Source organism: Crossiella sp. CA-258035 (genome assembly GCF_030064675.1).
GTDB lineage: Bacteria > Actinomycetota > Actinomycetes > Mycobacteriales > Pseudonocardiaceae > Crossiella.
This window is the reverse complement of sequence record NZ_CP116413.1, coordinates 6,668,247-6,690,935: the sequence shown is the minus strand read 5'-3', so window position 1 is coordinate 6,690,935 and position 22,689 is coordinate 6,668,247. Positions and strand designations below refer to the sequence as shown.

The window sequence follows — 22,689 nt, the reverse complement described above, 5'->3', positions numbered from 1 at the left end:
CGCTGTATATTCAGGGGCATGGAGAGTCTCTCTGAGCAGGCGTTTCTGGTGTTGACCGCGCTGGCGGACGAGCCTCGGCACGGGTATGGGCTGATCCAGGAGGTCAAGGCGCTCTCCGAGGACCGGGTGCAGCTGGCGGCGGGGACGCTGTACGGGCTGCTGGACCGGCTGGCGCGGCAGGGGCTGGTCGCGCTGGACCGGGAGGAGGTGGAGAACTCCCGGTTGCGGCGCTACTACCGGCTCACCGACGAGGGTGCGGAGGCGGTGCGCACCGCGGCGGAGCGGATGGCCGAGGGGGCGAAGCTGGTCAAGCAGCGGTTGGTGCGGCGGCGGTTGTTCCGGGCCACGGGGAGGCTGACGTGAACATCGGGGAGCCGGCCGAGGAGAGCTGCCGCAGGCTGGTGCGGGTGCTGCCGGCGGACTACCGGGCCGCGCACGGCGAGGACCTGGTGGTGACGCTGCTGGACACGGTGGACGAGCGCGGCGTGCTGCCGCTGCGGGAGCGGCTCTCGGTGCTCGCGCTGGCGGTGCGGCTGCGGGTGGTCACGCCGGTGACCGGTCCGGCGGCGGCGGCGCTGGTGGGCATGCTGGTGCTGGTGCAGGCCGGGATGGCGCTGGTGGCGCTGCTGATGGGTTCGGTGGGCGCGGCGCTGTTCCTGGGGCAGGTGTGGACGCCGCCGGTGCTCGACGGCCTGCCGCTGTCGTTCAGCCTGGGGGAGGAGATCGCGGGCCGGATCGCGAGCGACCTGGTGTTCACGGCCGGGTGGCTGGCGGTGCTGCACGGGCTGCTGCGGGGCCGCCGGTACGCCGCCCCGCTGGCGGTGGCGCTGGCCGGGGTGCCGCTGGTGCTCCAGGTGGTCAACGACCCGCTCGGGCCGGCCTGGGCCGGGCGGGTGCTCTCGGTCTGCACGCTGCTCGCGGCGCTGCTCGCCTGGCGGCGGGCGCCGCTGGCGGTGCCGGGGCGGCCGCGGCACTGGGGGCTCGCGGTGCTGCTGGCCGCGGTGGCCTCGCTGGCGCAGGCGCAGGTCCTGATGATGTTGCCGAGCGGGCTCTGCGCCCCGGTCGTCTGGACGGTGGCCGCCGCGGTGGTGCTGGCCGCGCTGGTGGTGGCCAGGGACCGGCCGTGGCTGCTGCTGGCGGGCAGCTGGCTGGCCGCGATCCTGGCGCTGGCGCACGCGGTCCCCGACCTGGTGCACACCTCGGCCCTGATGCCGCACGTGCCCGCGGCGGTGGCGGTGGCGATCGTGCTGGCGGGCTTGGCGTTGCTCAGCCCAGGCGGGGCAGCTCGCCGCGTGGCCCGGAGTTGAGCGAGCGGTCCGGGCGGCCTTCGGCCCGGTGCCCGACCAGGCGGCCGGGTCCGTAGCTCAGCTCGCCGGTGGGGCCGGCGGAGAGCTGGTTCATGCTGGCCGCCAGGTCCGCCTCCACCCCTCCGGGCAGTTTCAGCTTCACCAGCAGTGGCAGCAGGAAACCGAGTGCGACCAGGCCGATGAGCACCGGGGTGAGGGTGGCCAGCACGACCGTGTTCACCTTGGCGGTGAAGAAGAACCCGGCCCACAGCGCGACCAGCAGGCTGGTCGCCACCAGCACCAGCGCGGCGCTGCCGAGCAGGCTGCGCCGGGCCACCACGAGGCTGTGCGTGGCCAGTTCCACCAGCCGCCGCGCCTCCATGTGCCCGGGGTCGCGTTCCAGGCAGCGGCGCAGGAACCGGACCGCGCGGCGGCGCTGCGCCGGGCGGGCCTGCACCTCGGGGCTGCCTTCGCCGATCTTGAACGCGGCCACCCCGGCCACGAAGTACGGCTCGGCCTCCGCGCTGGCCGCGCTGATCGCCTGCTGTGCCAGGGCGAGTGCCTCCAGGTGGAACTCGCGGCGCTGGGTGGCGTCGCCGCGTTCGATCAGCAGCCGGGCCAGGGTCAGGTGCAGCCGCCAGGCCGGGTGGTCGCAGTCGGTGCGGTCCAGTGCCTCGCGCAGCACGCGTTCGGCGGCGACCAGGTCACCGGGGGAGCGGGCCAGCGCGAGGGCGAGGCCGATGGCGGCGGAGCCGCTGCGTGGTTCGCACAGCAGCGCCTGCCGGAAGTGCTGGGCGGCGGCGCGGGCGTCCGCGCCGGGTTCGGTGCCGTCCTGGTCGCGTTGCAGCAGCAGGCTGCCCAGCTCGATGTGCGCCTGCGCGTCGTAGAAGTTGCGGGCGAGGGCCTTTTCGAAGAGTTCCTCGGCCTCGGGGAAGCGTTCCAGCTGGGCCAGCAGCGCGCCGAGGTCGACGTAGCTGCCGTTGAACGGGTCCAGCTCCACCGTGCGCCGCAGGTGGTGCTCAGCGAGGGGGTAGTCGCGCTGGCGGGCGTAGAGCACCCCGGCGCAGGTGTGCGCGAGCAGGTTGGCCGGGTCGCGGGCCAGGACGTCCAGGCAGAGCCGTTCGGCTTCCTCCTCGTCTTCCAGTTCGCCGCCGCGGACCAGGGTCCAGGCCAGCCCGCCCTTGACCGCGGCGTCCTCGGGGACCAGCGCGGCGGCGGCGCGGAAGCGGGTCTCGGCGGCGGGGAAGTCGCCGTCGGCGAAGTCCACCCAGCCGAGTCCGCGCAGCGCCTCGGCCTGCTCGTCCGGTTCCTCGGCCAGCTCCAGCAGCGCGCTGAAGTCCTTGCGCGCCAAGCTGGAGCGGCCCTGGTCGCGGTGCACCCAGCCGCGTTCGGCGAGCAGCTCGGGTTGCTTGGGGCGGGTCGCGAGCGCGGTTTCCACCAGTTCCCTGGCCTCGCGGAACCGGCTCAGCGAGCGCAGGGTGGCGGACTTGGCGGTGATCGCGCCGACGGAGAGCGGGTGCAGCGCGAGCAGCCGGTCGAAGCAGGCCAGCGCCTCGGCGTAGCGGGTCTGGCCGTCCAGGATGCTGCCCTGCAACAGCATCAGGTCGGGGTCCTGGGGGAAGCGCCGGAGCCCTTCCTCGACCGCCTCGGTGGCTTCGGTGAACCGCTTGCGGTCGAACAGCAACCGGGCGCGGGCCTGGCTGATCTCGCTGCTGGGCGGCAGTTGCGCGGTGATGAGGTCCAGTTCGGCGAAGGCTTCCTCGATCCGGCCGTGGCGCCGTTCCAGCCACACCACGTCCAGTCGCAGCGTCTCCCAGTCCGGGTGCGCCCGCGCTCCCGCGCGCAGTACGCGGGTGACCTCCTCGGTGCGGCCCAGCCAGTCCAGGCAGTTCAGCCGCCCGAACAGCGCCTGTTGGTTGGCCGGGTCGATCCGGTTGATCTCGGTGTACTCGGCCAGCGCCGCCTCGATCCGGCCCTCCCGCACCAGCAGTCGGGCGTGCTGCACGCGCAGCTCGGTGGACCACGGGAACCGCTCCAGCGCGGCGTCCACCGCGGCGCGGGCCTGCGGGTACCGGCAGGCGGTGCGCAGGGTCCAGATCCGCAGCCAGTGCAGCCAGTGGTGGCCGGGATCCTTGGCGGACAAGACATCCAGCAGGGCCAGCGCCTCGTCGTGCCGGTGGTGCCGGTGCAGGTGGCTGACCAGGTCGACACCGACCGAGGTCACCTCCGGCAGTTCGGCGAAGGCGGTGCGCAGCAGGGTTTCCGCCTCGGCCTCCCGGCCCTGCGCGCGCACCGCGCTCGCCTGCCGTTCCCGCAGCCGGGGGTTGCGCGGGTGCAGCCGGATGCCGTCGGCGGCGGCCTGGGCGGCCTCGGCCGGGCGGCCGGACTCGGACAGCGTCTGCACCAGCAGGAGCCACAGCGTGGAGTCGCCGGGTGTCCGCTCCACGGCGTTCCTGGCCGCTTCGACCGCCTCGCCGAGCCTGCGCGCGGCCAAGCGGGCGGTGGCGATCTCCTGCCACAGCCCGGCATCCCACGGCCTGCGGCTGACCGCGTCGGCGACCATCCGGTCCGCCTCGGCGGCCCGGCCCGCCTGGTAGCGCAACCGGATCGCGCCGCCGAAGGCCTCGTTGTGCTCGGGATCCAGGGCCAGGGCCTGGTCGCAGGCCAGGATCGCCTCGTCGAAGCGGAACAGCTGCTCCAGCGTCCAGGCGAGCTCGGTGTGCAGGTCGATCTCGTCAGGCGCGGTGGCCAGCGCGGCGCGCAGCAGGGGTTCGGTCTCCGCGCAGCGGCCCAGCCTGCGCAGGCAGCGGACCAGGCCGCACAGGATCACCGGGTCATCGGGGTGCGCGGCGTGCACGGCGGCCAGCGCGGGTTCGGCCGCGGCCTCCTGGTCGATCTCGATCAGGCTCCAGGCGTGCAGGTAGCTCAGCCGCGCCGACTCCGGCAGGGCCTGGTGCGCGGCCACCGCGGCCGCCCGGCCCTCGCCGCGCCGGTACAGCTGGAGCAGCAGCTGGATCCGCCAGTACAGCAGGTCTTCGTTGTCCGGGTCCCCGGCCAGCAGACTGTCCACTTCGGACAATGCGTCCTGCTGGCGGCCACTCCAGCCGAGGTGCCGCACCAGGTCCAGCGGGAACTCCGGCGAGCCGGGGAAGCGTTCGATGGCCGCGCGCAGGGCCGCCTCGGTGACCTCGTCGGCGGCGGTGTCCTGTAGCAGGGCGATGCGCCTGCGGTGCAGCTGCGGGGCGTCCGGGCAGTGCGTGAGCGCGGTGGCCAGCAGCGGTTCGGCTTCGGCATGGCGGCCGCGGGCGAGCAGGTGGCCGATCCGGGCGTGCCAGGCGTCGGCCTGCCACGGGGCGAGCTCGGTGGCGGTGCGGTGGGCCTGCGCCGCGGCCTCGTGGTCGCCGTGCGGTTCCAGCGAGTTGCCCAGCTCGTGCCACAGCTCGGCGTGCTGGGGCCGGTGGGCCAGGCAGTCCCGGAGCGCCGCGACGGCCTCGCCTGCCCGGTTCCGTGTGCGCAGGGTCAGCGCGAGCAGGATGCTGATGTCCACATTGGACGGTGTGCGGTCCAGGACGGTCCGGTAGAGCGCCACCGCTTCCTCGGTGCGGCCGGTGGACTGCAGGTGCCAGCCCAGCTCGCGCACGCAGTCGGAGTTCTCGGGCCAGGCCGCGACCAGCTCGCGCAGCAGCGCCTCGGCCGCATCCCGCTGCCCGCACTGCCTGCGCAGCCTGGCCACCAGCTGCGGCGCCCACACCTCGGCCGGGTCCAGGCCGAGGGTCGCTTCGGCGATTGGCAGCGCGGCCGCCGCGTCCTGTTCGGCCCGCACCAGCTCGGCGTACTCGGTGCGGATGTCGACGTCGGCCGGATGCAGGCGCAACGCGCGCTCCAGCACCGCGCGGGCCTCGGGCAGCCGGTCGGCCTGTCGCAGCGAGTCGGCCCAGCGCCACCAGCCGGTGGGCTGCCCTGGGTTGAGCCGGACCGAGACGGCGAACTGCTCGGCGGCCAGGTCGTGCCGCTCCAGACGGTCGAGGGCCTTGCCGAGACCTTGGCGCAGCGCGTGCTGACCGGGCCGTTCGCGCACCCGCTCGGCGAGCAGGTCGGCCGCGGCTTGGCGCTGACCGGCCGCGTTGAGGGTCTCGGCGTGGTTGAGCAGCACGGTGATCCAGCGCGGGTGCGCCGCCAGCAGCGCACTGGAGCAGGTGACCGCCTCGGTGTGCCTGCCCTGCCCGCGCAGGCTGAGCACCAGCTCCTCGTGGATCTCCGGCGCGGCGGGCTGCTGGGCGAGGTGGTCCCTGGCCAGCGCTTCGGCCTCCGGGTGCCGGTGCAGGGCGCGCAGCGCGGCCAGCCGCCATTCCAGGCAGTTCTCGCCGCCGGGCGCGGCGGGGTCGACCGGTTCGGTCAGCGCGAGCGCGGCCCGGTGGTCGCCGAGCCCGAAGTGCAGCCGGGCCTGGGCGGTGCGCAGCCCGGCGTCCTCCGGCCAGCGGGCGCGGGCGGTGGCCAGCCCGGCCAGCGCCTCGTGGTAGCGGGTGCGCCAGTGCAGCACCGCGGCCAGCCAGCCGTGCGGGCGCGGGGAGTCCGGGGCCAGCTCGGCGGCCCGCCGGAAGTGCCCTTCGGCGTCCTCCAGCCTGCCGATGTACATGGCGGTCCGGCCGTACTGGATGTGCAGCTCGGGGTCCTCGGGGTGTCGCCGCAGCTCCTGGCGGAGCAGTCTGCGCAGCCGGGCGTGCCTGCCCTCGCCGCGCAGCACCCGAGCCTCGTCCTTGATCCGCTGCCAGCCCGCTGTCACCGCCTGATCATCGCTGCTGCGCCGCGAGCGCGGGCCGGAAACGCGCAAAGAAACCTGTTTGGCGGTACCGGCACCATGGAGGGATGAGCCAGCCAGCCCCCGCCGCCACCGGTCGCCGCCGAGCCTGGTCCGAGGTGACCGCCCCGCTGCGCGCCGCGGTCGAGCACTTCCTCGGCGCGCCGGTGACCGAGGCGGTCAGCCAGACCGGCGGGTTCTCGCCGGGAGTGGCGGCGCGACTGCGGCTGGCCGACGGGCGGCGGGTGTTCGTGAAGGCGGTGGACTGGCACACCAACAGGTTCTCCGCGCCGATGCACCGGGCCGAGGCGATCGTCTCCAGTGGACTGTCCACAATGGCCCCGGTGCCGGAGCTGCTGGCCAGCTTCGACCAGGACGGCTGGACCCTGCTGCTGTTCGCCGACATCGACGGCAGGCAGCCCTCGGTGCCCTGGCTGGCCGGAGAGCTGGACCGGGTGCTGGCCGCGGTGGCCGAACTGGCCGGCGCGCTCACCCCCTGCCCCCTGGACGTGCCCACCGCGCAGGAGAAGTTCGCGCACAACTTCACCGGCTGGCGCAGGCTGGCCGCCGAACCCGACGACCGCCTCGACCCGTGGACGCGGCGGAACCTGGACCGGCTGGCCGAGCTGGAGTCGCACTGGCCCGGGGCGGCGGCCGGGAACACGCTGCTGCACGGCGACCTGCGCGCGGACAACCTGCTGCTGACCGAGGACCGGGTGGTGGTGGTCGACTGGCCGCACGCCTGCCGGGGCGCGGCCTGGATCGACCTGCTCGCGCTGCTGCCCAGCGTGCGCATGCAGGGCGGACCGGAGCTGGACCCGGTGTTCCTGGCCCATCCCGTCGCGGCGACGGCGGATCCGGACGCGGTGAACGCGGTGCTGGCCGGGCTCGCCGGGTACTTCGTCCGCGGCGCGCTGCAACCGGATCCGCCGGGCCTGCCGACCCTGCGCGCTTTCCAGGGCGCGCAGGGCGTCACGGCCGTCGAATGGCTGCGCGGCAGACTCGGCTGGAGCTAGGGCGTCAGCAGGATCTTGATCGCGCCGTCCTGCTTCTTCTGGAACATCTCGTACGCGCGCGGCGCGTCGGCCAGCGGGACGCGGTGGGTGGCGAAGGACTCGGTGCCCAGCGGATCGTCATCGCCCAGCAGCGGCAGGATGTCCTGCACCCAGCGGTGCACGTTGGCCTGGCCCATGCGCAGCTGGATCTGCTTGTCGAACAGGGTGAGCATCGGCAGCGGGTCGGCCATGCCGCCGTAGACGCCGGAGACCGAGATGGTGCCGCCGCGCCGCACCAGCTCGATGGCCAGGTGCAGCGCGTGCAACCGGTCCACGCCCGCGGTGCGCATCAGCTTGGCGGCCAGCGCGTCCGGCAGCAGACCGGTGAGCTGCTGGGCGACCTTGCCGACCGGGGAACCGTGCGCCTCCATGCCGACCGCGTCGATCACCGCGTCCGGGCCGCGGCCGTCGGTGCGGTCGCGGATCTGCTCCAGCAGGTCGGCCGAGCGCACGTCGATGGCTTCGATCCCGTTGCGGCTGGCCCGTTCCAGCCGTTCCGGCACCAGGTCCAGGCCGAAGACCCGTTCCGCGCCACGATGTTTGGCGATCCGGGTGGCCATGTCGCCGATCGGCCCGAGCCCGAGCACCGCGACGCTGCCGCCCGGCGGGATCGCCGCGTACTCCACCGCCTGCCACGCGGTGGGCAGCACATCGGAGAGGTAGACGAACCGGTCGTCCGGCGGGCCCTGCGGCACCTTGATCGGCAGCTGGTTGCCGAAGGGCACCCGCAGGTACTCCGCCTGCCCGCCGGGCACCTGGCCGTAGAGCTTGGTGTAGCCGAACAGTGCCGCGCCCGAGCCCTGCTCGCGGACCTGGGTGGTCTCGCACTGGGAGTGCAGGCCCTGCCCGCACATGAAGCAGGTGCCGCAGGAGACGTTGAACGGCACCACCACCCGGTCGCCCGGCTGGACCGCGGTCACCTGCGGGCCGACCTCCTGCACGATGCCCATCGGCTCGTGCCCGAGCACGTCGCCGGGGTCCAGGAACGGGCCCATCACCTCGTACAGGTGCAGGTCCGAGCCGCAGATCCCGGATGAGGTGATCCGCACGATCACGTCGTCGGGCTCGGTGAGCGCCGGGTCGGCCACGGTGTCCACGCGGATGTCGCGTTTCCCGTGCCAGGTCACAGCTTTCATGCTCTCCTCCGCGGATTCGCCGTAGCACCTGGCGTTCCCGGTGCTCGCGCGGCGAAACCCATCCGGTCAGGTGGTACTCCGGGTAGGTGCCAGCAGTGCCACCAGGCCCAGCGCGACCGGGCCCCAGGTGGTGGCCATGATCAGCACCTGGTCGACGAGCTCCGGATAGGGGTGCAGGTGCAGGGTGTGGAACAGCGCGTGCGGCAGGTTGAACGCCAGGATCGCCACTCCGGCCCAGCGCGCGGCGGCCGAGCCGCCCAGGTGCAGCGCGCCGAGCGCGGTGACCGCCAGCGCCAGGTTGAGGCCGCCGAAGTCGTGCAGCAGGTGCAGGTTGAACGGGCCGTCGGCGGCCACCCAGCCGGTGCGGAAACCGGGGAAGTCGGTGTAGAAGCCGCTCGGCCACAGCAGGGCCCACAGGCCGACCACGGCGTTGCCGAGCGCGGACAGGGCCAGGGCGAGGCGGGTGAGAATCGGTCGCATGCCCACAGGACGAGGCAGCCCCCCGGACTGTGACAGACTCCCCGGCATGCCGCATCTGGGCCTGCTCACCGTGCTGGTGCGCGACTACGACGAGGCGATCCGCTTCTACACCGGGGCACTGGGCTTCCAGCTCGCCGAGGACGTCACGCTGCCCACCGGCGCGCGCTGGGTGGTGGTGCGGCCGGACGGCCCGGGCCCCACCGGCATCCTGCTCGCGCTGGCCGCGGACCCGGTGGAGCTGGGCCGGATCGGGACGCAGACCGGGCAGCGGGTGTGCGCCTTCCTCAACACCGAGGACTTCGCCCGCGACCACGCCAGGATGACCGCGGCCGGGGTGAAGTTCCTGGAGGAGCCGCGGCACGAGGCCTACGGCACGGTCGCGGTGTTCGAGGACCTGTACGGCAACAAGTTCGACCTGATCCAGCCCGCCTGAGCCGGTCTCACCCGCAAGTGGCGACCGGCACCGCTTAGGCTCGCCGGTATGTGCGCACACATCGTGCTCGCCGAGGACGACGAGCACCAGGCCGAGCTGGTTCGCCGCTACCTGGAACGCGAGCGGCACTCGGTCGTGGTGGTCGGCGACGGGCGCGCCGCGCTGGCCGAGGTCCGGCGGCAGCTGCCCGACCTGCTGGTGCTCGACGTGATGCTGCCGCGGCTGGACGGGCTGGACGTGTGCCGGATCCTGCGCGCGGAGTCCGACCTGCCGGTGCTGATGCTCACCGCCCGCTCCACCGAGGACGACCTGCTGCTCGGCCTGGACCTGGGCGCGGACGACTACATGACCAAGCCGTTCAGCCCGCGCGAGCTGATGGCCAGGGTGCGCACCCTGTTGCGCCGAGGCCGGACCGGCCGGACGGAAGCCGAACCGGTGCTGACGGTCGGCGCGGTCGAGGTCGACCCCCGGCGGCACGAGGTGCGCCGCGACGGGGAGCTGGTGGAATGCACGCCGGGGGAGTTCCGGCTGCTGGAAGCCCTTGCCGCGCAACCGGAACGCGTCTTCACCAGGGAACAGCTCCTCGAGCGCCTGCACGGGTTCGACCGCTACATCACCAGCCGCACCATCGACGTGCACGTGATGAACCTGCGCCGCAAGCTCGAACCCGATCCGCGCAAACCCGTCCGGCTGGTCACCGTCTACGGCGTGGGCTACAAGCTCTCCGACGACACCGAGCGCCGCGGTGCGCACTAGCCTGCTCGCGCGGCTGCTGGCCGCCTCCGTGCTGATCGCGGTGTGCGCGGTCGGCGCCACCGCCTGGCTGGCCGCCCGCACCACCACCGTGGCCATCCAGCAGGAACAGGGCCGGGCGCTGACCGACGACGCCAAGATCTACGACCAGCTGCTGGGCTTCGCCGCCACCCACCCGGAATGGTCCACAGTGGACACCCTGGTGCGCGAGCTGGCCGCGAGCACCGGCCGCCGGATCGCGCTCACCACCCAGGACGGCACACCACTCGCCGACACCGACCCCGGCAAACCCCTGCCCGCCAAGGCCTCCGCCGTGCTCGACCCGCTCGCCGTGGACCGCGCGCTGGCCCCCGGCGCGCCCGGTGACCGGATCGACCCGCGCGCGGTCGGCCCGTTCGCGCTGCCCCCAGCCGAACGGGACGCGGTGCGCCGGGCCGCCGAGGCCGCGCTGCCCTGCGTGCGGCAGCGCGCCGGCTCGGCCGAACTGGTCACCAAACCCAACGGGCGCACCACCATCGACACGGTCAACCCGCTGAGCGTGACCGGCTGCTCCCCGCTCGACCTGACCAAACCCGGCCCTGCCGAGCTGGCCGCGCTGAACCAGCTCACCGGCCTGTTCAACGACTGCCTCGGCCGCCGCGGCATCGGCCCGCTCGCCCTGCGCCTGGACCTGAGCTGGTACGCCACCCGCCCGGCCGTGGCCGCCCCCGAGGAGGTCCTCACCGGCTGCCTCGCCGCCGCCCGCAAGGAACAGCTGGACCCCTTCGTCGCCCCACCCGCGCTGCTCTACCTCACCACCCCCAGCGGCGCCCCGGCCACCGCGCTCGACCTGTCCCCGGCCAACCAGGCCCGGATCGCCTGGGTGGCCGCGCTGGTGCTGCTGTTCACCGTCGCGGTCACCGTGCTCGCCGGGCTGCGCCTGGTCCGGCCGCTGCGCGCGCTCACCGGCGCGGCACAGCGGATGAAGGAGGGCGACGCCGCCGCGCGGGTGCGGGTCACCGGCCGGGACGAGATCGCCAGGCTGGCCGCGGCCTTCAACGAGATGGCGGAGAGCCGGGCGCGGGTGGAGGAGCTGCGCAAGGCCATGGTCGGCGACATCGCGCACGAGCTGCGCACTCCGCTGTCCAACATCCGCGGCTGGCTGGAGGCCGCCGAGGACGGCGTGACCCAGCCCGACGCGGCGCTGATCTCCTTCCTGCTGGCCGAGTCCCGGCAGCTGCAACGCATCATCGACGACCTGCAGGACCTGGCCATGGCCGATGCCGGGAAGCTGCGCGTGCACCCCGAACAGCTGCGGGTGGCCGACCTGCTGGGCGCGCTGGTCGCCGCGCACCGGGCCGCCGCCGAGGCCGCCGGGATCCAGCTTGAGTCCACAGTGGATGGTGATCCGGAGCTGTGGGCGGACCCGGTGCGGCTGCGGCAGGCGCTGGGCAACCTGGTGGCCAACGCGGTCCGGCACACCCCCGAGGGCGGCCGGGTCACCGTGACCGCGCGGGCCGAGGCGGAGGCGGTGGTGTTCGAGGTCGCCGACACCGGCTCCGGGATCAGCCAGGAAGACCTGCCGCAGGTCTTCGACCGGTTCTGGCGCGCGGAGAAGTCCCGCAGCAGGTCCTCCGGCGGCAGCGGGCTGGGCCTGGCCATCGTGCGCCAGCTCGCCCGCGCGCACGGCGGCGAGGTCACCGCCACCAGCGAGCCCGGCGCCGGCTCCACCTTCACCCTGCGCCTGCCGAAGTAGCACCGCGTCCTGACCGCGGCACAACAGGTCCCTGACAATCGCTGCCTACCCTCACCGAGCATGCGATCCCGACTCCGACGGCTGCTCCCGGTGCTGCTGGGCGCCGCCGTCCTGCTCAGCGGCACCCCCGCGCTCGCCCAGTCCGGCGGCACCGGCGTGCCTGCCGTGACCTACGCCGACGTGCTGCCGCACCTGCAAGCCTTCCAGCACATCGCCGATGCCAACGGCGGCAACCGCGCGCACGGCACCCCCGGGTTCCGGCAGTCCCTGGACTACGTCAAGGCGCGGCTGGACCTGGCCGGATTCCGCACCAGGATCGAGAAGTTCCGGCACGAGGACAAGGACGGCTTCAACCTGATCGCCGACTGGCCCGGCGGCGACGAGCGGCGCACCGCGTTCCTCGGCGCGCACCTGGACAGCGTGCCCGAGGGCCCCGGCCTCAACGACAACGGCTCGGGCTCAGCCGCCCTGCTCACCACCGCGCTCACCGTGGCCAGGAAGAAGCTCGCCACCGACCGGCACCTCCGCTTCGCCTGGTGGGGCGCGGAGGAAGAAGGGCTGATCGGGTCCAGGCACCACGTCGGAAAGCTGTCCCCGGCCGAACTGGACAAGATCGACTTCTATCTGAACTTCGACATGACCGCCACGCCGAAGCCGAGCACCATGTTCGTGATCGACTCCGGCAGCCCGGCCACCGCGCTGTTCCAGCGGTACTTCCAGGACCGGAACCTGCCGGTGCTGGAGGTCGGCGCGGGCGGCGGCTCCGACCACACCGCCTTCCACGACAAGGGTGTGGCCACCGGCGGCTTCATGACCCCGCTGGACGAGTGCTACCACAAGGCCTGCGACACCCTGGCCAACCTGGACCCGGCGGTGCAGACCATGAGCACCAACGCCATCATCAGCGCGGTGTGGGCCCTGGCCAAGGACCCGGCCGGGGCCGGCGACCCGTACTACCCCAAGGACGGCAACTCCGGCTACCAGGTCGAGCACTACGACGTGAAGATCGACTACGACCCGGCCAAGCCGGACGAGCTGACCGGCGACACCACGGTCACCGCCGTCGCCCAGCGGGACCTGGAGCTGTTCCACCTGGACCTCAACGGGTTCACCGTCAGTGAGACCACAGTGGACGGTGCCCGCGCGGCGCACCGGCGCGAGGACGAGCACGAGCTGGTGATCACGCCGAAGCAGCGCGTCCGCAAGGGCAGCACGTTCAAGGTCCGCGTCCGGTACGCGGGCAAGCACGGCACGCAGGGCTGGAACCCGATCGCCGGCGGCGGCTTCAGCGCCGCGGGCGAACCGCACTCGGCCGCCAGCTGGTACCCGGCCAACGACCACCCCTCGGACAAGGCCACCTTCTCGCTGACCGCCACCGTGCCGGAGGGCTGGACCGCGGTCGGCAACGGCAAACCCGGCCAGACCACCAAGGCAGGCGGCCGCAGCACCTTCCGCTGGCACGAGGACCAGCCGATGGCCACCTACCTGAGCACCGTCGCGGTGGACCGGTTCACCCTGCGCACCAGCACGCTGAAGGACGGCACGCCCGCGATCTACGCCTGGGGCAGCGGCACCACCCCGGCGCCGGAGTCCGAGGCGCTGATGCAGCCCATGCTGGACTACTTCAGCAAGCTGTACGGCCCGTACCCGTTCAGCAGCACCGGCGGCATCATCGTCAACACCACCGGCGGCGACCTGCACGCGCTGGAGACGCAGAGCCGCCCCACCTACACCGGCGGCATGTGGGACGTCTCGATGGCGCACGAGCTGACCCACCAGTGGTTCGGCAACGCGGTCACCGTCGCCGACTGGCGCAACGGCTGCCTCAACGAGTGCGTCGCCCAGTACGCCAACCAGCTGTGGGAGGAGCACAACGGAGCCGACCTGGACAAGGGCTTCTACCGGCGGGTGATCGAGGACAACCGGGACAAGCCGGAGTTCTGGAACACCCGGCTGTACGACCCCGGCCCCGGCAAGGAGTTGCACCACGCGCTCTACGACAAGGGCTCGGCGATGATGCACGCGCTCCGCCGCACCATCGGCGACCAGGCATTCTTCGGGCTGCTCAAGCGCTGGGTCCGCGAGCACAACGGCGGCGCCGCGAGCTGGCCGGAGTTCGAGGCGCTGGCCCAGCAGGTCAGCGGCAAGGACCTGCGCGGCTTCTTCGACGCGTGGGCGCACGGCACGGTGATCCCGGCCGAACGGTACCTGTACCCGAAGAGCTAGCTTTCGCCGCGGTGGTCCCCCTGGCTGAGGAAGGCGAGCAGATCGGCCACGAACCGGTCCCGGGAGCCGCCCTCCAGCCAGAGGGTCACCGACGCGATCCACTCGCCCTGCTCGGACCTACGCCACGGCGACAGTGACCAGGTCAACCGCATATATCCGCGTCCGTCATATACCGCGCGCACGGATATATCGCGGTCCGAGCTGGTCCAGGACAGCTCGCCGTCCCAGCCGCGCAGGTCCAGGCGCTCCACGAACCGGGCCACCGCCATCCCGTCCACGTAGTGCGTGACGCTCCCGGCCCGCGCCCGCAGGCCGGGAGCTTCGACGGTGACGGCGAAGGTGAGCACGCTCTCCCGCGGGTCGGGCCGGAGCTCGCGGTCGGCGAAGGTGATCGACACCCGGGGGTCCCGGGCGCAGCGCAGGGTGAGGTCGTCGCGCACGGCCGTAACGTAGAGGAACATCTCATCGCCGGACCGGTCGATTTCCGGGCGGGCCGTTCGTCGTGGGGGCGTAGTCGAGGTTCGCGAGAAGGGACAACACCCATGCAGTACCTGCTGTTGATCTGCCAGGACGAGACCCGCGCCGACAGCGGCCCCAGCGAAGGTTGCGGCACCTGGGGCGATGACCTGGCCGAACGGGGCGTCATCACCGGCGGCGCGATCCTGCACCCGAGCACCGACGCCACCACCGTCCGCCTGGGCGGCCAGGGCGAGGTGCTGCTCTCCGACGGCCCGTTCGCCGAGACCAAGGAGCAGATCGCCGGGTTCACGCTGATCGAGTGCGCGGACCTGGACGAGGCGGTGAAGATCGCCAGCACGCACCCGGGGGCGGTCGCGGGCGGGTCGGTGGAGATCCGGCCGGTGCTCGCGGGCGGGATGAACAAGGACTGACGCGGTTCGGGAGGGGCGGGGAGGGCGCGCGCCGGATCGGCCGAGTGCCGGGCGGGCATGAGCCGGGCCAGCCGAGGACGCGCGCCGACCCGCCGCCCAGCGCCGCCGACCCGCCGCCCAGCGCCGCCGCCCCACCACCGCACCGCCGCCACCACCGCACCGCCGCCGCCACCACCGCACCGCCGCCACCACCGCACCGCTCCACCGTGCCGCCTCGCCCCGCCCCGCCGCCCCGCTCCACTGCGCCGTGCCGTGCCGTGCCGTGCCGTTCCACCGTCGCGCCGCCCCGGCCGCCGCGCCGGGCCAGCCGAGCGCCGGGCGGGCCGGACCTGCGCCAGGCCAGCCGAGCAGCCGCCCCGGGCGTGCTGTGCCCGACCGGCCAACAGGTCGGCGGTTCGGGCAGCTCCCCGCCGGCCCGGTCCGCCCCCGCCGCCACCGGACGTAGGGTGGCCGGGTGACCACACTGCGCGAGACCCCCACCCGCACCGGGGTGCTCACCACGGTCCTCGCGTTCACCGCGCTGGTCACCCTGCTCACCCACACCATGCTCATCCCGGTCCTGCCCGGCCTGCCGCAGCGCCTCGGCGCTTCCCCGGCGGCCACCAGCTGGCTGGTCACCGTCACCGTGGTGGTCGGCGCGGTGGCCAACCCGGTGCTGGGCAGGCTGGCCGACCTGTTCGGCCGCAAACGCGTGCTGCTGCTTGCGGTATGCGCTTTCCTGCTCGGTTCCCTGCTGTGCGCGCTCACCGCCGACCTCACCCTGCTGATCGTCGGCCGGGCGGTCCAGGGACTGTCCACAGTGGCCATTCCGCTGGGCATCAGCCTGCTCGCCGCGCTGGTCCCGCCGGAGCGCAGGGCCGGGGGCATCGCGCTGATCAGCGCCATGCTCGGCATCGGCGGGGCGGTCGCGCTGCCGCTGGCCGGGCTGATCGCGGACGTGTGGGGCTTCCACGGCCTGTTCTGGTTCTGCGCCGCCGCCGGGCTGCCCGCGCTGCTCGCGGTGTGGCGGCTGGTCCCCTCGGTGGAACCCGGCGCCGAACGCGCCCCGGTGGACCTGGTCGGCGCGACCCTGCTCATCGGCGGGCTCACCGCGCTGCTGCTGCCGCTGAGCCGGGGCGCGGAGTGGGGCTGGGACTCCCCGCTGGTGCTGGGCCTGCTCGGCGCCGCCGCGCTGGCGCTGGCCGTCTTCGGCGTGGTCGAGCTGCGCAGGCGCGCGCCGCTGGTCGACCTCCGGCTGGCCGTGCGGGCCCAGGTGCTGGTGACCAACCTGTCCGCGTTCCTCACCGGGTTCGCGCTGTTCGTCAACTTCCTCGGCACCGTCACCGTGCTGCAGACCCGCTACGCGCTCTCCGTGGTCGCCTCCGGCCTCTACATGCTGCCCGGCGGCCTGCTGATGGCCGCGCTGTCCCCGGTGGCCGCCCGGCTCATCTCCGGCCGCGGCGCCCGGTTCACCCTGCTCCTGGGCTCGGCGGGGGTGGTGCTGGGCTTCGCCTCGCGACTGGTCCTGGACAGCTCGCTGTGGCACGTCGTGCTGGCCACCACGATCATCTCCGGCGGCGCGGGCCTGGCCTACTCGGCGATGCCCGCGCTGATCCTGGACGCCACCCCGCCCGAACACGCCGCCGCGGCCAACGGCCTCAACTCCCTGGCCCGCACCCTGGGCAGCTCGGTGGCCAGCGCCGTCTTCGGCGCCCTCGCCGCCTTCGGTGGCCTAACTCTCTTCTTCACCTTGGGCACGATCACAGCGTTGCTGGCTACGCTGGTCGTCGCCGTGCCGGTCGCCACCAGGACTGTCAGAGCCCCCGGCTAGGCTCAAGTACGGTGTCATGCTGGCGAATCACCTTGTGCCACGATCCGGGAGAACGACCCTGTGACTGCTGAGACCCTTTATGGGGCCGACGACCTGACCCACCTGGAGGGTCTGGAGGCCGTGCGCAAACGGCCCGGCATGTACATCGGGTCCACCGACAGCCGGGGTGTCAACCACCTGTTCACCGAGGTCGTCGACAACTCCACCGACGAGGGCATCGCCGGTCACGCCACCAAGGTCGTGGTCACCCTGCACGCCGACGGCAGCGTCCAGGTCGACGACAACGGCCGCGGCATCCCCACCGGGGTGCACGCCAAGTCCGGTCTCTCCGGCGTCGAGCTGGTGCTCACCCGGCTGCACGCCGGCGGCAAGTTCGGCGGCTCCGGCTACAAGACCTCCGGCGGCCTGCACGGGGTCGGCGCCTCCGCGGTCAACGCGCTGTCCCACCGCTTCGACGTCACCGTCAAGCGCGAGGGCAAGGTGCACCAGATGTCCTTCGCGCACGGCGTGCCGGGGGAGTTCGACGGGCCGGGGCCCAAGGCCAAGTTCACCCGCCGCTCCGGGCTCAACGTCACCGGCAAGATGAAGCGCAACGAGTCCACCGGCACCTCCATCCGCTACTGGCACGACGCCCGCTACTTCGAGAACGGCGCCGCGCTGGACCGCGAGGCCGTGCGCACCAAGCTGCGCAACACCGCCTTCCTGGTGCCCGGCGTGACCTACATCCTCCGCGACGTCACCGAGGGCGGGATCGCGGAGGAGACCTTCCACTACCCGCACGGCCTCACCGACATGGTCGAGTTCCTCACGCCGTCGAGTGACAAGCCGGTCTCCGGGATCATCTACGCCAACGGCGAGGGCACCTACACCGAGAACGCCGCCGACGAGAACGGCGTCATGCGGTCCAAAGTGGAGCGTGTCGCCCAGGTCGAGGTCGCGCTGCGCTGGGGCACCGGCTACGAGCGCACCGTGGAGTGCTTCACCAACACCATCCGCAACGTGCACGGCGGCACGCACCGCCGCGGCTTCGACCGCGCCGCGCTGAAAGCCTTGCAGGAAGCCATCTCCAAGACCCGGGGGCTGCTCAAGCCCAAGGAGGACCTGCCCCAGCTCGACGACGTGCTCGAAGGCATGACCGCGGTCATCCACGTGCGCATCCCCGAGCCGCAGTTCACCTCCCAGACCAAGGACGAGCTCTCCACCGCCGGCATCACCAAGGTCATCCAGAACGTGGTGGAACGGCACATCAAGGCCTGGACCGAGGACAAGCGCAGCAAGGTCGAGGCCAAGACCGTGCTGCAGAAGGTGGTCGACGCCGCCCGCGTCCGGCTGACCCAGAAGCAGCAGAAGGACGCCGCCCGCCGCAAGACCGCCCTCGAGGGCGCGGCCATGCCGCCCAAGCTGGTGGACTGCCGCAGCACCGGCGTGGCCCGCAGCGAGCTGTTCCTGGTCGAGGGCGACAGCGCGCTGGGTTCGGCCCGGATGGCGCGGGTCTCGGAGTACCAGGCGCTGCTCCCGTTGCGCGGCAAGATCCTCAACGTGCAGAAGGCCAGCCTGGCCGACACCCTGCGCAACGCCGAGATCTCCTCCATCGTGCAAGTCCTCGGCGCGGGCAGCGGCCGCACCTTCGACCTGAGCACCATGCGCTACGGCCGGGTGATCCTGATGGCCGACGCCGACGTGGACGGCTCGCACATCCGCACCCTGCTGATCACCCTGTTCGCCAAGTACATGCGCCCGGTGATCGAGGACGGCAGGCTCTACGCCGCCATGCCGCCGCTGCACAAGATCACCACCAAGGGCCGCAACAGCGAGACCATCTTCACCTTCACCCAGCGGGAGATGGAGAACACCGTCACCAAGCTGGAGAAGGCCGGCAAGCAGATCGTCACGCCGGTGCCCCGGTTCAAGGGCCTCGGCGAGATGGACGCCGACGAGCTGTGGGACACCACGATGAACCCGGCCACCCGCTCGGTCCGCCGCATCACCCTCGACGACGCCGAGGCCGCCGAAGCGGCCCTCGAGCTGCTGATGGGGGAGAAGGTCGAGCCCAGGCGCAACTGGCTGGTCGACTCGGCCGCGCGGGTCGACCGGGCCGCGATCGACGCCTGAGCGCACGTTTTCGTCAGAGGAGCCAGACAGCTATGGCACGCCGCAAGGGCAGCACGAGCACCAAGGTCGACCCGGCCGCCTTCGACCGGGCCGGCGCCAAGGTCTTCGACAACTCGCTCAAGACCGAGATCGAGGACTCCTACCTCGAGTACGCCTACTCGGTCATCCACGCCCGCGCCCTGCCCGATGCCAGGGACGGCCTCAAGCCGGTGCACCGCCGCATCCTGTTCTCCATGAACGAGCAGGGCTACCGGCCCAGCCACGCCTACGTGAAGTCCTCCCGCGTGGTCGGCGACTGCATGGGCAAGTACCACCCGCACGGCGACACCGCCATCTACGACGCGATGGTCCGGATGGCCCAGGACTTCGCGCTCAACGCGCCGCTGGTCGACGGGCACGGCAACTTCGGCTCCCCCGACGACGGCCCGGCCGCCTCGCGTTACACCGAGGCGCGGATGTCCCCGGAGGCGATGCTGCTGGTCGGCGAGCTCGGTGAGGACACCGTCGACTTCCGCCCCAACTACGACGGCTCCCTGCAAGAGCCCACGGTGCTGCCGGCGGCCTTCCCGAACCTGCTGGTCAACGGCACCTCGGGGATCGCGGTCGGCATGGCCACCAACATGATCCCGCACAACCTGGGCGAGGTGGTGGCCGCCGCGCGGCACCTGATCACCCATCCCGGCGCGAGCCTGGACAAGCTGATGGAGTTCGTGCCCGGCCCCGACCTGCCCACCGGCGGCATGCTGCTCGGCCTGGACGAGGTCCGCAAGGCGTATGAGACCGGCCGCGGCGTGGTCCGGATGCGCGCCAAGGTCGAGACCGGCCCGCTCGAAGGCAGCCGGGGCAGGCAGGCGATCACGGTCACCGAGCTGCCCTACGGCGTCGGCCCGGAGAAGATCATCGAGAAGATCACCGACGAGGTGAACAAGTCCAAGCGGCTCACCGGGATCGCCGACGTCAAGGACCTCACCGACCGGGAGAACGGCACCCGCCTGGTCATCGAGTGCAAGGTCGGGGTCAACCCGCAGGCGCTGCTGGCCGACCTGTACCGGCTGACCCCGCTGGAGCAGTCCTTCGGCATCAACAACCTGGTCCTGGTCGACGGCCAGCCGCAGACCCTGGGGCTCAAGCAGCTCCTGGAGGTCTTCCTGGCGCACCGGTACGAGGTGGTCACCCGGCGCACCTCCTTCCGCCGCCGCAAGCGGCAGGAACGGCTGCACCTGGTCGAGGGCCTGCTCAGGGCGCTGCTGGACATCGACAAGGTGATCAAGCTGATCCGCAACAGCGAGAACGCGCAGGCCGCCAAGGATGGCCTGATGAAGCAGTTCAAGCTCTCGGAGATCCAGGCCGCCTACATCCTGGACACGCCGCTGCGCCGCCTGACCAAGTTCGACAAGATCGAGCTGGAGGCCGAGCAGGAGAAGCTGGAAGCCGAGATCGCCGAGCTGTCCAAGATCCTCGACGACGAGTCGGTGCTGCGGAAGGTCGTCTCCACCGAGCTGGCCAAGGTGGCCAAGGACCTCGGCTTCGAGCGCCGCACCGCGCTCATCGACGGCGACCTCAAGGAGGTGCTGGCCGCCTCCAAGCCCGCCGGGCCGCTGGAGGTCGCCGACGACCCCTGCCAGGTGATCCTCTCCGCCACCGGCCTGGTCGCGCGCACCGCCGCGGAGTCCGAGGAGGCCTCCGAGGCGCGCAGGCGCAACGGCCGGACCAAGCACGACGCGGTCGCCGCCATGGTGCACTCCACCGCCCGCGGCCAGGTGCTGCTGGTCACCAGCCTCGGCCGGGCGTTCAAGACCGACGTGCTGCCGCTGCCGGTGCTGCCGGAGGCATCCGGCACGGTGTCCCTCTCCGGCGGCATGGCCGCCAGCGAGCTGGTGCCGCTGGAGAAGGGCGAGAAGGTCATCGGCATCGCCCCGCTCGGCGAGCAGGCCACCGGGTCACCCGGCCTCGCGATCGGCACCCAGCAGGGCGTGGTCAAGGTGTGCTCGCCGGAATGGCCGGTCCGCTCCGATGAGTTCGAGGTCATCTCGCTCAAGGACGGCGACCAGGTCGTCGGCGTCACCTGGCTCACCGACGGCAGCGAGACCCTCGCCTTCGTCTCCAGCGACTCCTCGCTGCTGCGCTACCCGGCCGGCCTGGTCCGGCCGCAGGGCCTCAAGGGCGGCGGCATGGCAGGCATCAACCTGGGCAAGGAGGCCAAGGCGGTCTTCTTCGGCGCGATCCGCACCGACGACGACGAGCACGGCGAGCCGATGGTGGTCACCTCCACCGGGCTGAGCGTCAAGGTCACCCCGTTCGCCGAGTACCCGGCCAAGGGCCGCGCCACCGGCGGGGTCCGCTCGCAGCGCTTCCTCAAGGGCGAGCACGAGCTGGCGATGGCCTGGATCGGCTCCCGCCCGGCGGGCGCGAGCCGCAACGGGTCGCCGGTGGAGCTGCCCGAGACGGATCCGCGGCGGGACGGGTCCGGGCACGCGCACCCAGGCCCGGACGTCGTGGGACACCTGATCGAACGCGACTGAGGCCCGCGATGCTCGCCCCGGCCGCCACCAGGGAACCCGCCAGGGTCGGCCGTGACTGGTTGATCGTCACCCTCGCCGGGCTGCTGCTCGGCGGGGTGACGTTCCTGTTCCACCTGTTCCACATCGGCTGGCTGGCCAACTCCACCGCCAGCTGGGCCACCACCGCCTACCTGGTCGGCGCGTGCACCGGCTGGAGCCTGTGGCGCTCCCCGCTCTACGGCGCCGTCGCCCTGTGGATCGGCCTGACCTGCTGGTACCTCTCGGTGGCGGTGCGCGGCGAGTTCGGCTGGTCCACCCTGGGCGAGGCCGGGATCTGGTTCGGCGCGGCCGCGGTGGCCGGCGCGGTGTTCGGCTACGCCGGGGCCTGCCGCCGCTACTGCGCCGGGCCCTGGTCCTTCCTCGGCATCGGCGTGATCGGCGGCGTGCTGGTGTGGGAGGGCCTGTACCGGCTGTTCGTGATCGCCCCCGACGTGCCGGGCAACACCCAGGTCATCGCGGGCTCCACCATGCTCAGCTGCGGGGTGCTGGCCGCGGTCCTGCTGCCGCGCACCTTCCAGGACCGGCTGTACGCGCTCGGGGTCGCCGCCGCGGTGACCGCGCTCGGCGCCCCCGCCGCGCCGCTGTTTCAGCTGATCCTGTCCAACAACAACTGACGCTCGGTCCCGGTCAGCTCGATGCCGAGCTCCGGCAGCAGCGCCACCGCCTCGGCCGGGGTCACCGGCCGGGTCTCGGTGCTCCCGTCCGCCCGCTCCACGGTCAGCTCCCCGCCGACCAGCCGGTGGCTGACGCCCTCCTCCAGGCGCATCGCGACCAGCTGCCGGGAGAACGGCGAACGCGGGTGGGTGGCGACGAAGTGGTGCGCCACCAGGTAGTCCACCGGCCGCTGCTCCTGCTCGTCGAAACCGTGCAGCGACCGCCAGCCCTCGGCCTCCTGCTTCTGCAGCACCCACAGCGACCCGTCCCGCACCAGCCGGTGCTTCCACCCGGCCTGGTCGACCACCTCCCCGGCGACCAGGGGCATCGGCTGGAACATGCCCGCGCCGAACCCGATGTCCACCAGGAAGTCCTGGTCCTCGGCGGTGACCACCAGGGTCAGGTGGGTGCGGAAGCTCGGCTTGTCCGGGTCGATCCGGGACATCCGCCGCCGCACCCGGTAGCCGAGCCGGGTGGCCACCGCGGCGAAGAGCAGGCCGTGCTCGTAGCAGTAGCCGCCGCGCCTGCGGCCCACCAGCTTGGCCACGATGCCCGGCAGGTCCACGCCGGGGTGCTGGTCCAGCAGCACGTCGATGTTCTCGAACGGGATCGACCGGCTGTGCGCCGCGTGCAGGCTGCGCAGCGCCTCGACGGTCGGGGCGGGCACCGGCGGGTGGCCGATCCGGGCGAGGTAGGCGGTCACGTCCACCGCGTCGACGGTCCACTCGTCGTTGGCGGACAACGGCTTCGGAGAAGTCAT

17 protein-coding genes are annotated in these 22,689 nt (G+C 72.7%); 12 read left to right on the top strand and 5 right to left on the bottom strand.

All coding sequences use genetic code 11. The features are described from left to right. The first annotated feature begins 18 nt into the window (after nucleotides 1-18). Nucleotides 19-363, top strand: coding sequence for a PadR family transcriptional regulator (locus tag N8J89_RS30060; RefSeq protein ID WP_283660368.1), 345 nt, complete (start codon nucleotides 19-21; stop codon nucleotides 361-363). After that, nucleotides 360-1,307, top strand: coding sequence for a hypothetical protein (locus N8J89_RS30055; RefSeq protein WP_283660367.1), 948 nt, complete (start codon nucleotides 360-362; stop codon nucleotides 1,305-1,307). Before N8J89_RS30060 ends, N8J89_RS30055 begins: the two co-directional genes overlap by 4 nt. Here the strand turns inward: N8J89_RS30055 and N8J89_RS30050 are convergent. Further along, nucleotides 1,267-6,069 (bottom strand): tetratricopeptide repeat protein, encoded by a 4,803-nt coding sequence (locus N8J89_RS30050; protein WP_283660366.1) that lies wholly within the window; start codon nucleotides 6,067-6,069, stop codon nucleotides 1,267-1,269. The genes N8J89_RS30055 and N8J89_RS30050 overlap by 41 nt on opposite strands. 83 nt (nucleotides 6,070-6,152) lie before the next feature. Between N8J89_RS30050 and N8J89_RS30045 the strand changes: the two genes are divergently transcribed. Next, nucleotides 6,153-7,100, top strand: a complete 948-nt coding sequence (locus N8J89_RS30045; RefSeq protein WP_283660365.1) for an aminoglycoside phosphotransferase family protein — start codon at nucleotides 6,153-6,155, stop codon at nucleotides 7,098-7,100. On the opposite strand, the gene N8J89_RS30040 is transcribed toward N8J89_RS30045, so the two are convergent. After that, complete coding sequence (locus N8J89_RS30040; protein WP_283660364.1) at nucleotides 7,097-8,275, bottom strand: zinc-dependent alcohol dehydrogenase; 1,179 nt, start codon at nucleotides 8,273-8,275, stop codon at nucleotides 7,097-7,099. The genes N8J89_RS30045 and N8J89_RS30040 overlap by 4 nt on opposite strands. Before the next feature lie 66 nt (nucleotides 8,276-8,341). Beyond that, entirely contained in the window at nucleotides 8,342-8,755 is a 414-nt protein-coding gene (locus N8J89_RS30035; RefSeq protein ID WP_283660363.1) for a hypothetical protein, read from the bottom strand. A gap of 46 nt (nucleotides 8,756-8,801) precedes the next feature. Here N8J89_RS30035 and N8J89_RS30030 point away from each other — a divergent pair, with 46 nt between their 5' ends. The 4 genes from N8J89_RS30030 to N8J89_RS30015 are packed head-to-tail and all read left to right on the top strand — an operon-like array spanning nucleotide 8,802 to nucleotide 13,902. Next, nucleotides 8,802-9,188, top strand: coding sequence for a VOC family protein (locus N8J89_RS30030; RefSeq protein ID WP_283660362.1), 387 nt, complete (start codon nucleotides 8,802-8,804; stop codon nucleotides 9,186-9,188). Between the two features lie 48 nt (nucleotides 9,189-9,236). After that, entirely contained in the window at nucleotides 9,237-9,944 is a 708-nt protein-coding gene (locus N8J89_RS30025) for a response regulator transcription factor (RefSeq protein WP_283660361.1), read from the top strand. Next, nucleotides 9,934-11,676 carry a sensor histidine kinase gene (locus tag N8J89_RS30020; RefSeq protein ID WP_283660360.1) on the top strand — a complete coding sequence of 581 codons (1,743 nt, stop codon included), beginning with the start codon at nucleotides 9,934-9,936 and terminating at the stop codon, nucleotides 11,674-11,676. Before N8J89_RS30025 ends, N8J89_RS30020 begins: the two co-directional genes overlap by 11 nt. A gap of 60 nt (nucleotides 11,677-11,736) precedes the next feature. Next, on the top strand, nucleotides 11,737-13,902 hold the full coding sequence (locus N8J89_RS30015) for a M28 family peptidase (protein ID WP_283660359.1): 2,166 nt from the start codon (nucleotides 11,737-11,739) through the stop codon (nucleotides 13,900-13,902). On the opposite strand, the gene N8J89_RS30010 is transcribed toward N8J89_RS30015, so the two are convergent. Continuing rightward, on the bottom strand, nucleotides 13,899-14,342 hold the full coding sequence (locus N8J89_RS30010; RefSeq protein WP_283660358.1) for a DUF6228 family protein: 444 nt from the start codon (nucleotides 14,340-14,342) through the stop codon (nucleotides 13,899-13,901). The two genes, N8J89_RS30015 and N8J89_RS30010, sit on opposite strands and share 4 nt — an antisense overlap. A 102-nt stretch (nucleotides 14,343-14,444) precedes the next feature. Here N8J89_RS30010 and N8J89_RS30005 point away from each other — a divergent pair, with 102 nt between their 5' ends. The 5 genes from N8J89_RS30005 to N8J89_RS29985 all read left to right on the top strand — a co-directional run bounded on the left by N8J89_RS30005 (nucleotide 14,445) and on the right by N8J89_RS29985 (nucleotide 21,889). After that, the gene (locus N8J89_RS30005) at nucleotides 14,445-14,792 is read left to right on the top strand and encodes a YciI family protein (RefSeq protein WP_283660357.1); all 348 of its coding nucleotides are present in this window, start codon (nucleotides 14,445-14,447) and stop codon (nucleotides 14,790-14,792) included. A gap of 454 nt (nucleotides 14,793-15,246) precedes the next feature. Then, nucleotides 15,247-16,602, top strand: coding sequence for an MFS transporter (locus N8J89_RS30000; RefSeq protein WP_283660356.1), 1,356 nt, complete (start codon nucleotides 15,247-15,249; stop codon nucleotides 16,600-16,602). A gap of 60 nt (nucleotides 16,603-16,662) precedes the next feature. Further along, nucleotides 16,663-18,714 carry a DNA gyrase/topoisomerase IV subunit B gene (locus N8J89_RS29995; protein ID WP_283660355.1) on the top strand — a complete coding sequence of 684 codons (2,052 nt, stop codon included), beginning with the start codon at nucleotides 16,663-16,665 and terminating at the stop codon, nucleotides 18,712-18,714. A 32-nt stretch (nucleotides 18,715-18,746) separates the two neighbouring features. Then, nucleotides 18,747-21,236 carry a DNA gyrase/topoisomerase IV subunit A gene (locus N8J89_RS29990; protein WP_283660354.1) on the top strand — a complete coding sequence of 830 codons (2,490 nt, stop codon included), beginning with the start codon at nucleotides 18,747-18,749 and terminating at the stop codon, nucleotides 21,234-21,236. An 8-nt stretch (nucleotides 21,237-21,244) separates the two neighbouring features. Next, on the top strand, nucleotides 21,245-21,889 hold the full coding sequence (locus tag N8J89_RS29985; protein ID WP_283660353.1) for a DUF6518 family protein: 645 nt from the start codon (nucleotides 21,245-21,247) through the stop codon (nucleotides 21,887-21,889). On the opposite strand, the gene N8J89_RS29980 is transcribed toward N8J89_RS29985, so the two are convergent. Further along, complete coding sequence (locus N8J89_RS29980; RefSeq protein ID WP_283660352.1) at nucleotides 21,862-22,689, bottom strand: arylamine N-acetyltransferase family protein; 828 nt, start codon at nucleotides 22,687-22,689, stop codon at nucleotides 21,862-21,864. The two genes, N8J89_RS29985 and N8J89_RS29980, sit on opposite strands and share 28 nt — an antisense overlap.

What these genes read in the sequence shown, in the direction of transcription:
- N8J89_RS30005 (WP_283660357.1), top strand. Translation starts at nt 14,445, where the DNA reads ATGCAGTACCTGCTGTTGATCTGCCAGGACGAGACCCGCGCCGACAGC.
- N8J89_RS29990 (WP_283660354.1), top strand. Translation starts at nt 18,747, where the DNA reads ATGGCACGCCGCAAGGGCAGCACGAGCACCAAGGTCGACCCGGCCGCC.
- N8J89_RS30045 (WP_283660365.1), top strand. Translation starts at nt 6,153, where the DNA reads ATGAGCCAGCCAGCCCCCGCCGCCACCGGTCGCCGCCGAGCCTGGTCC.
- N8J89_RS30060 (WP_283660368.1), top strand. Translation starts at nt 19, where the DNA reads ATGGAGAGTCTCTCTGAGCAGGCGTTTCTGGTGTTGACCGCGCTGGCG.
- N8J89_RS30025 (WP_283660361.1), top strand. Translation starts at nt 9,237, where the DNA reads ATGTGCGCACACATCGTGCTCGCCGAGGACGACGAGCACCAGGCCGAG.
- N8J89_RS30015 (WP_283660359.1), top strand. Translation starts at nt 11,737, where the DNA reads ATGCGATCCCGACTCCGACGGCTGCTCCCGGTGCTGCTGGGCGCCGCC.
- N8J89_RS30030 (WP_283660362.1), top strand. Translation starts at nt 8,802, where the DNA reads ATGCCGCATCTGGGCCTGCTCACCGTGCTGGTGCGCGACTACGACGAG.
- N8J89_RS29980 (WP_283660352.1), bottom strand. Translation starts at nt 22,689, where the DNA reads ATGACTTCTCCGAAGCCGTTGTCCGCCAACGACGAGTGGACCGTCGAC.
- N8J89_RS30040 (WP_283660364.1), bottom strand. Translation starts at nt 8,275, where the DNA reads ATGAAAGCTGTGACCTGGCACGGGAAACGCGACATCCGCGTGGACACC.
- N8J89_RS30035 (WP_283660363.1), bottom strand. Translation starts at nt 8,755, where the DNA reads ATGCGACCGATTCTCACCCGCCTCGCCCTGGCCCTGTCCGCGCTCGGC.
- N8J89_RS29985 (WP_283660353.1), top strand. Translation starts at nt 21,245, where the DNA reads ATGCTCGCCCCGGCCGCCACCAGGGAACCCGCCAGGGTCGGCCGTGAC.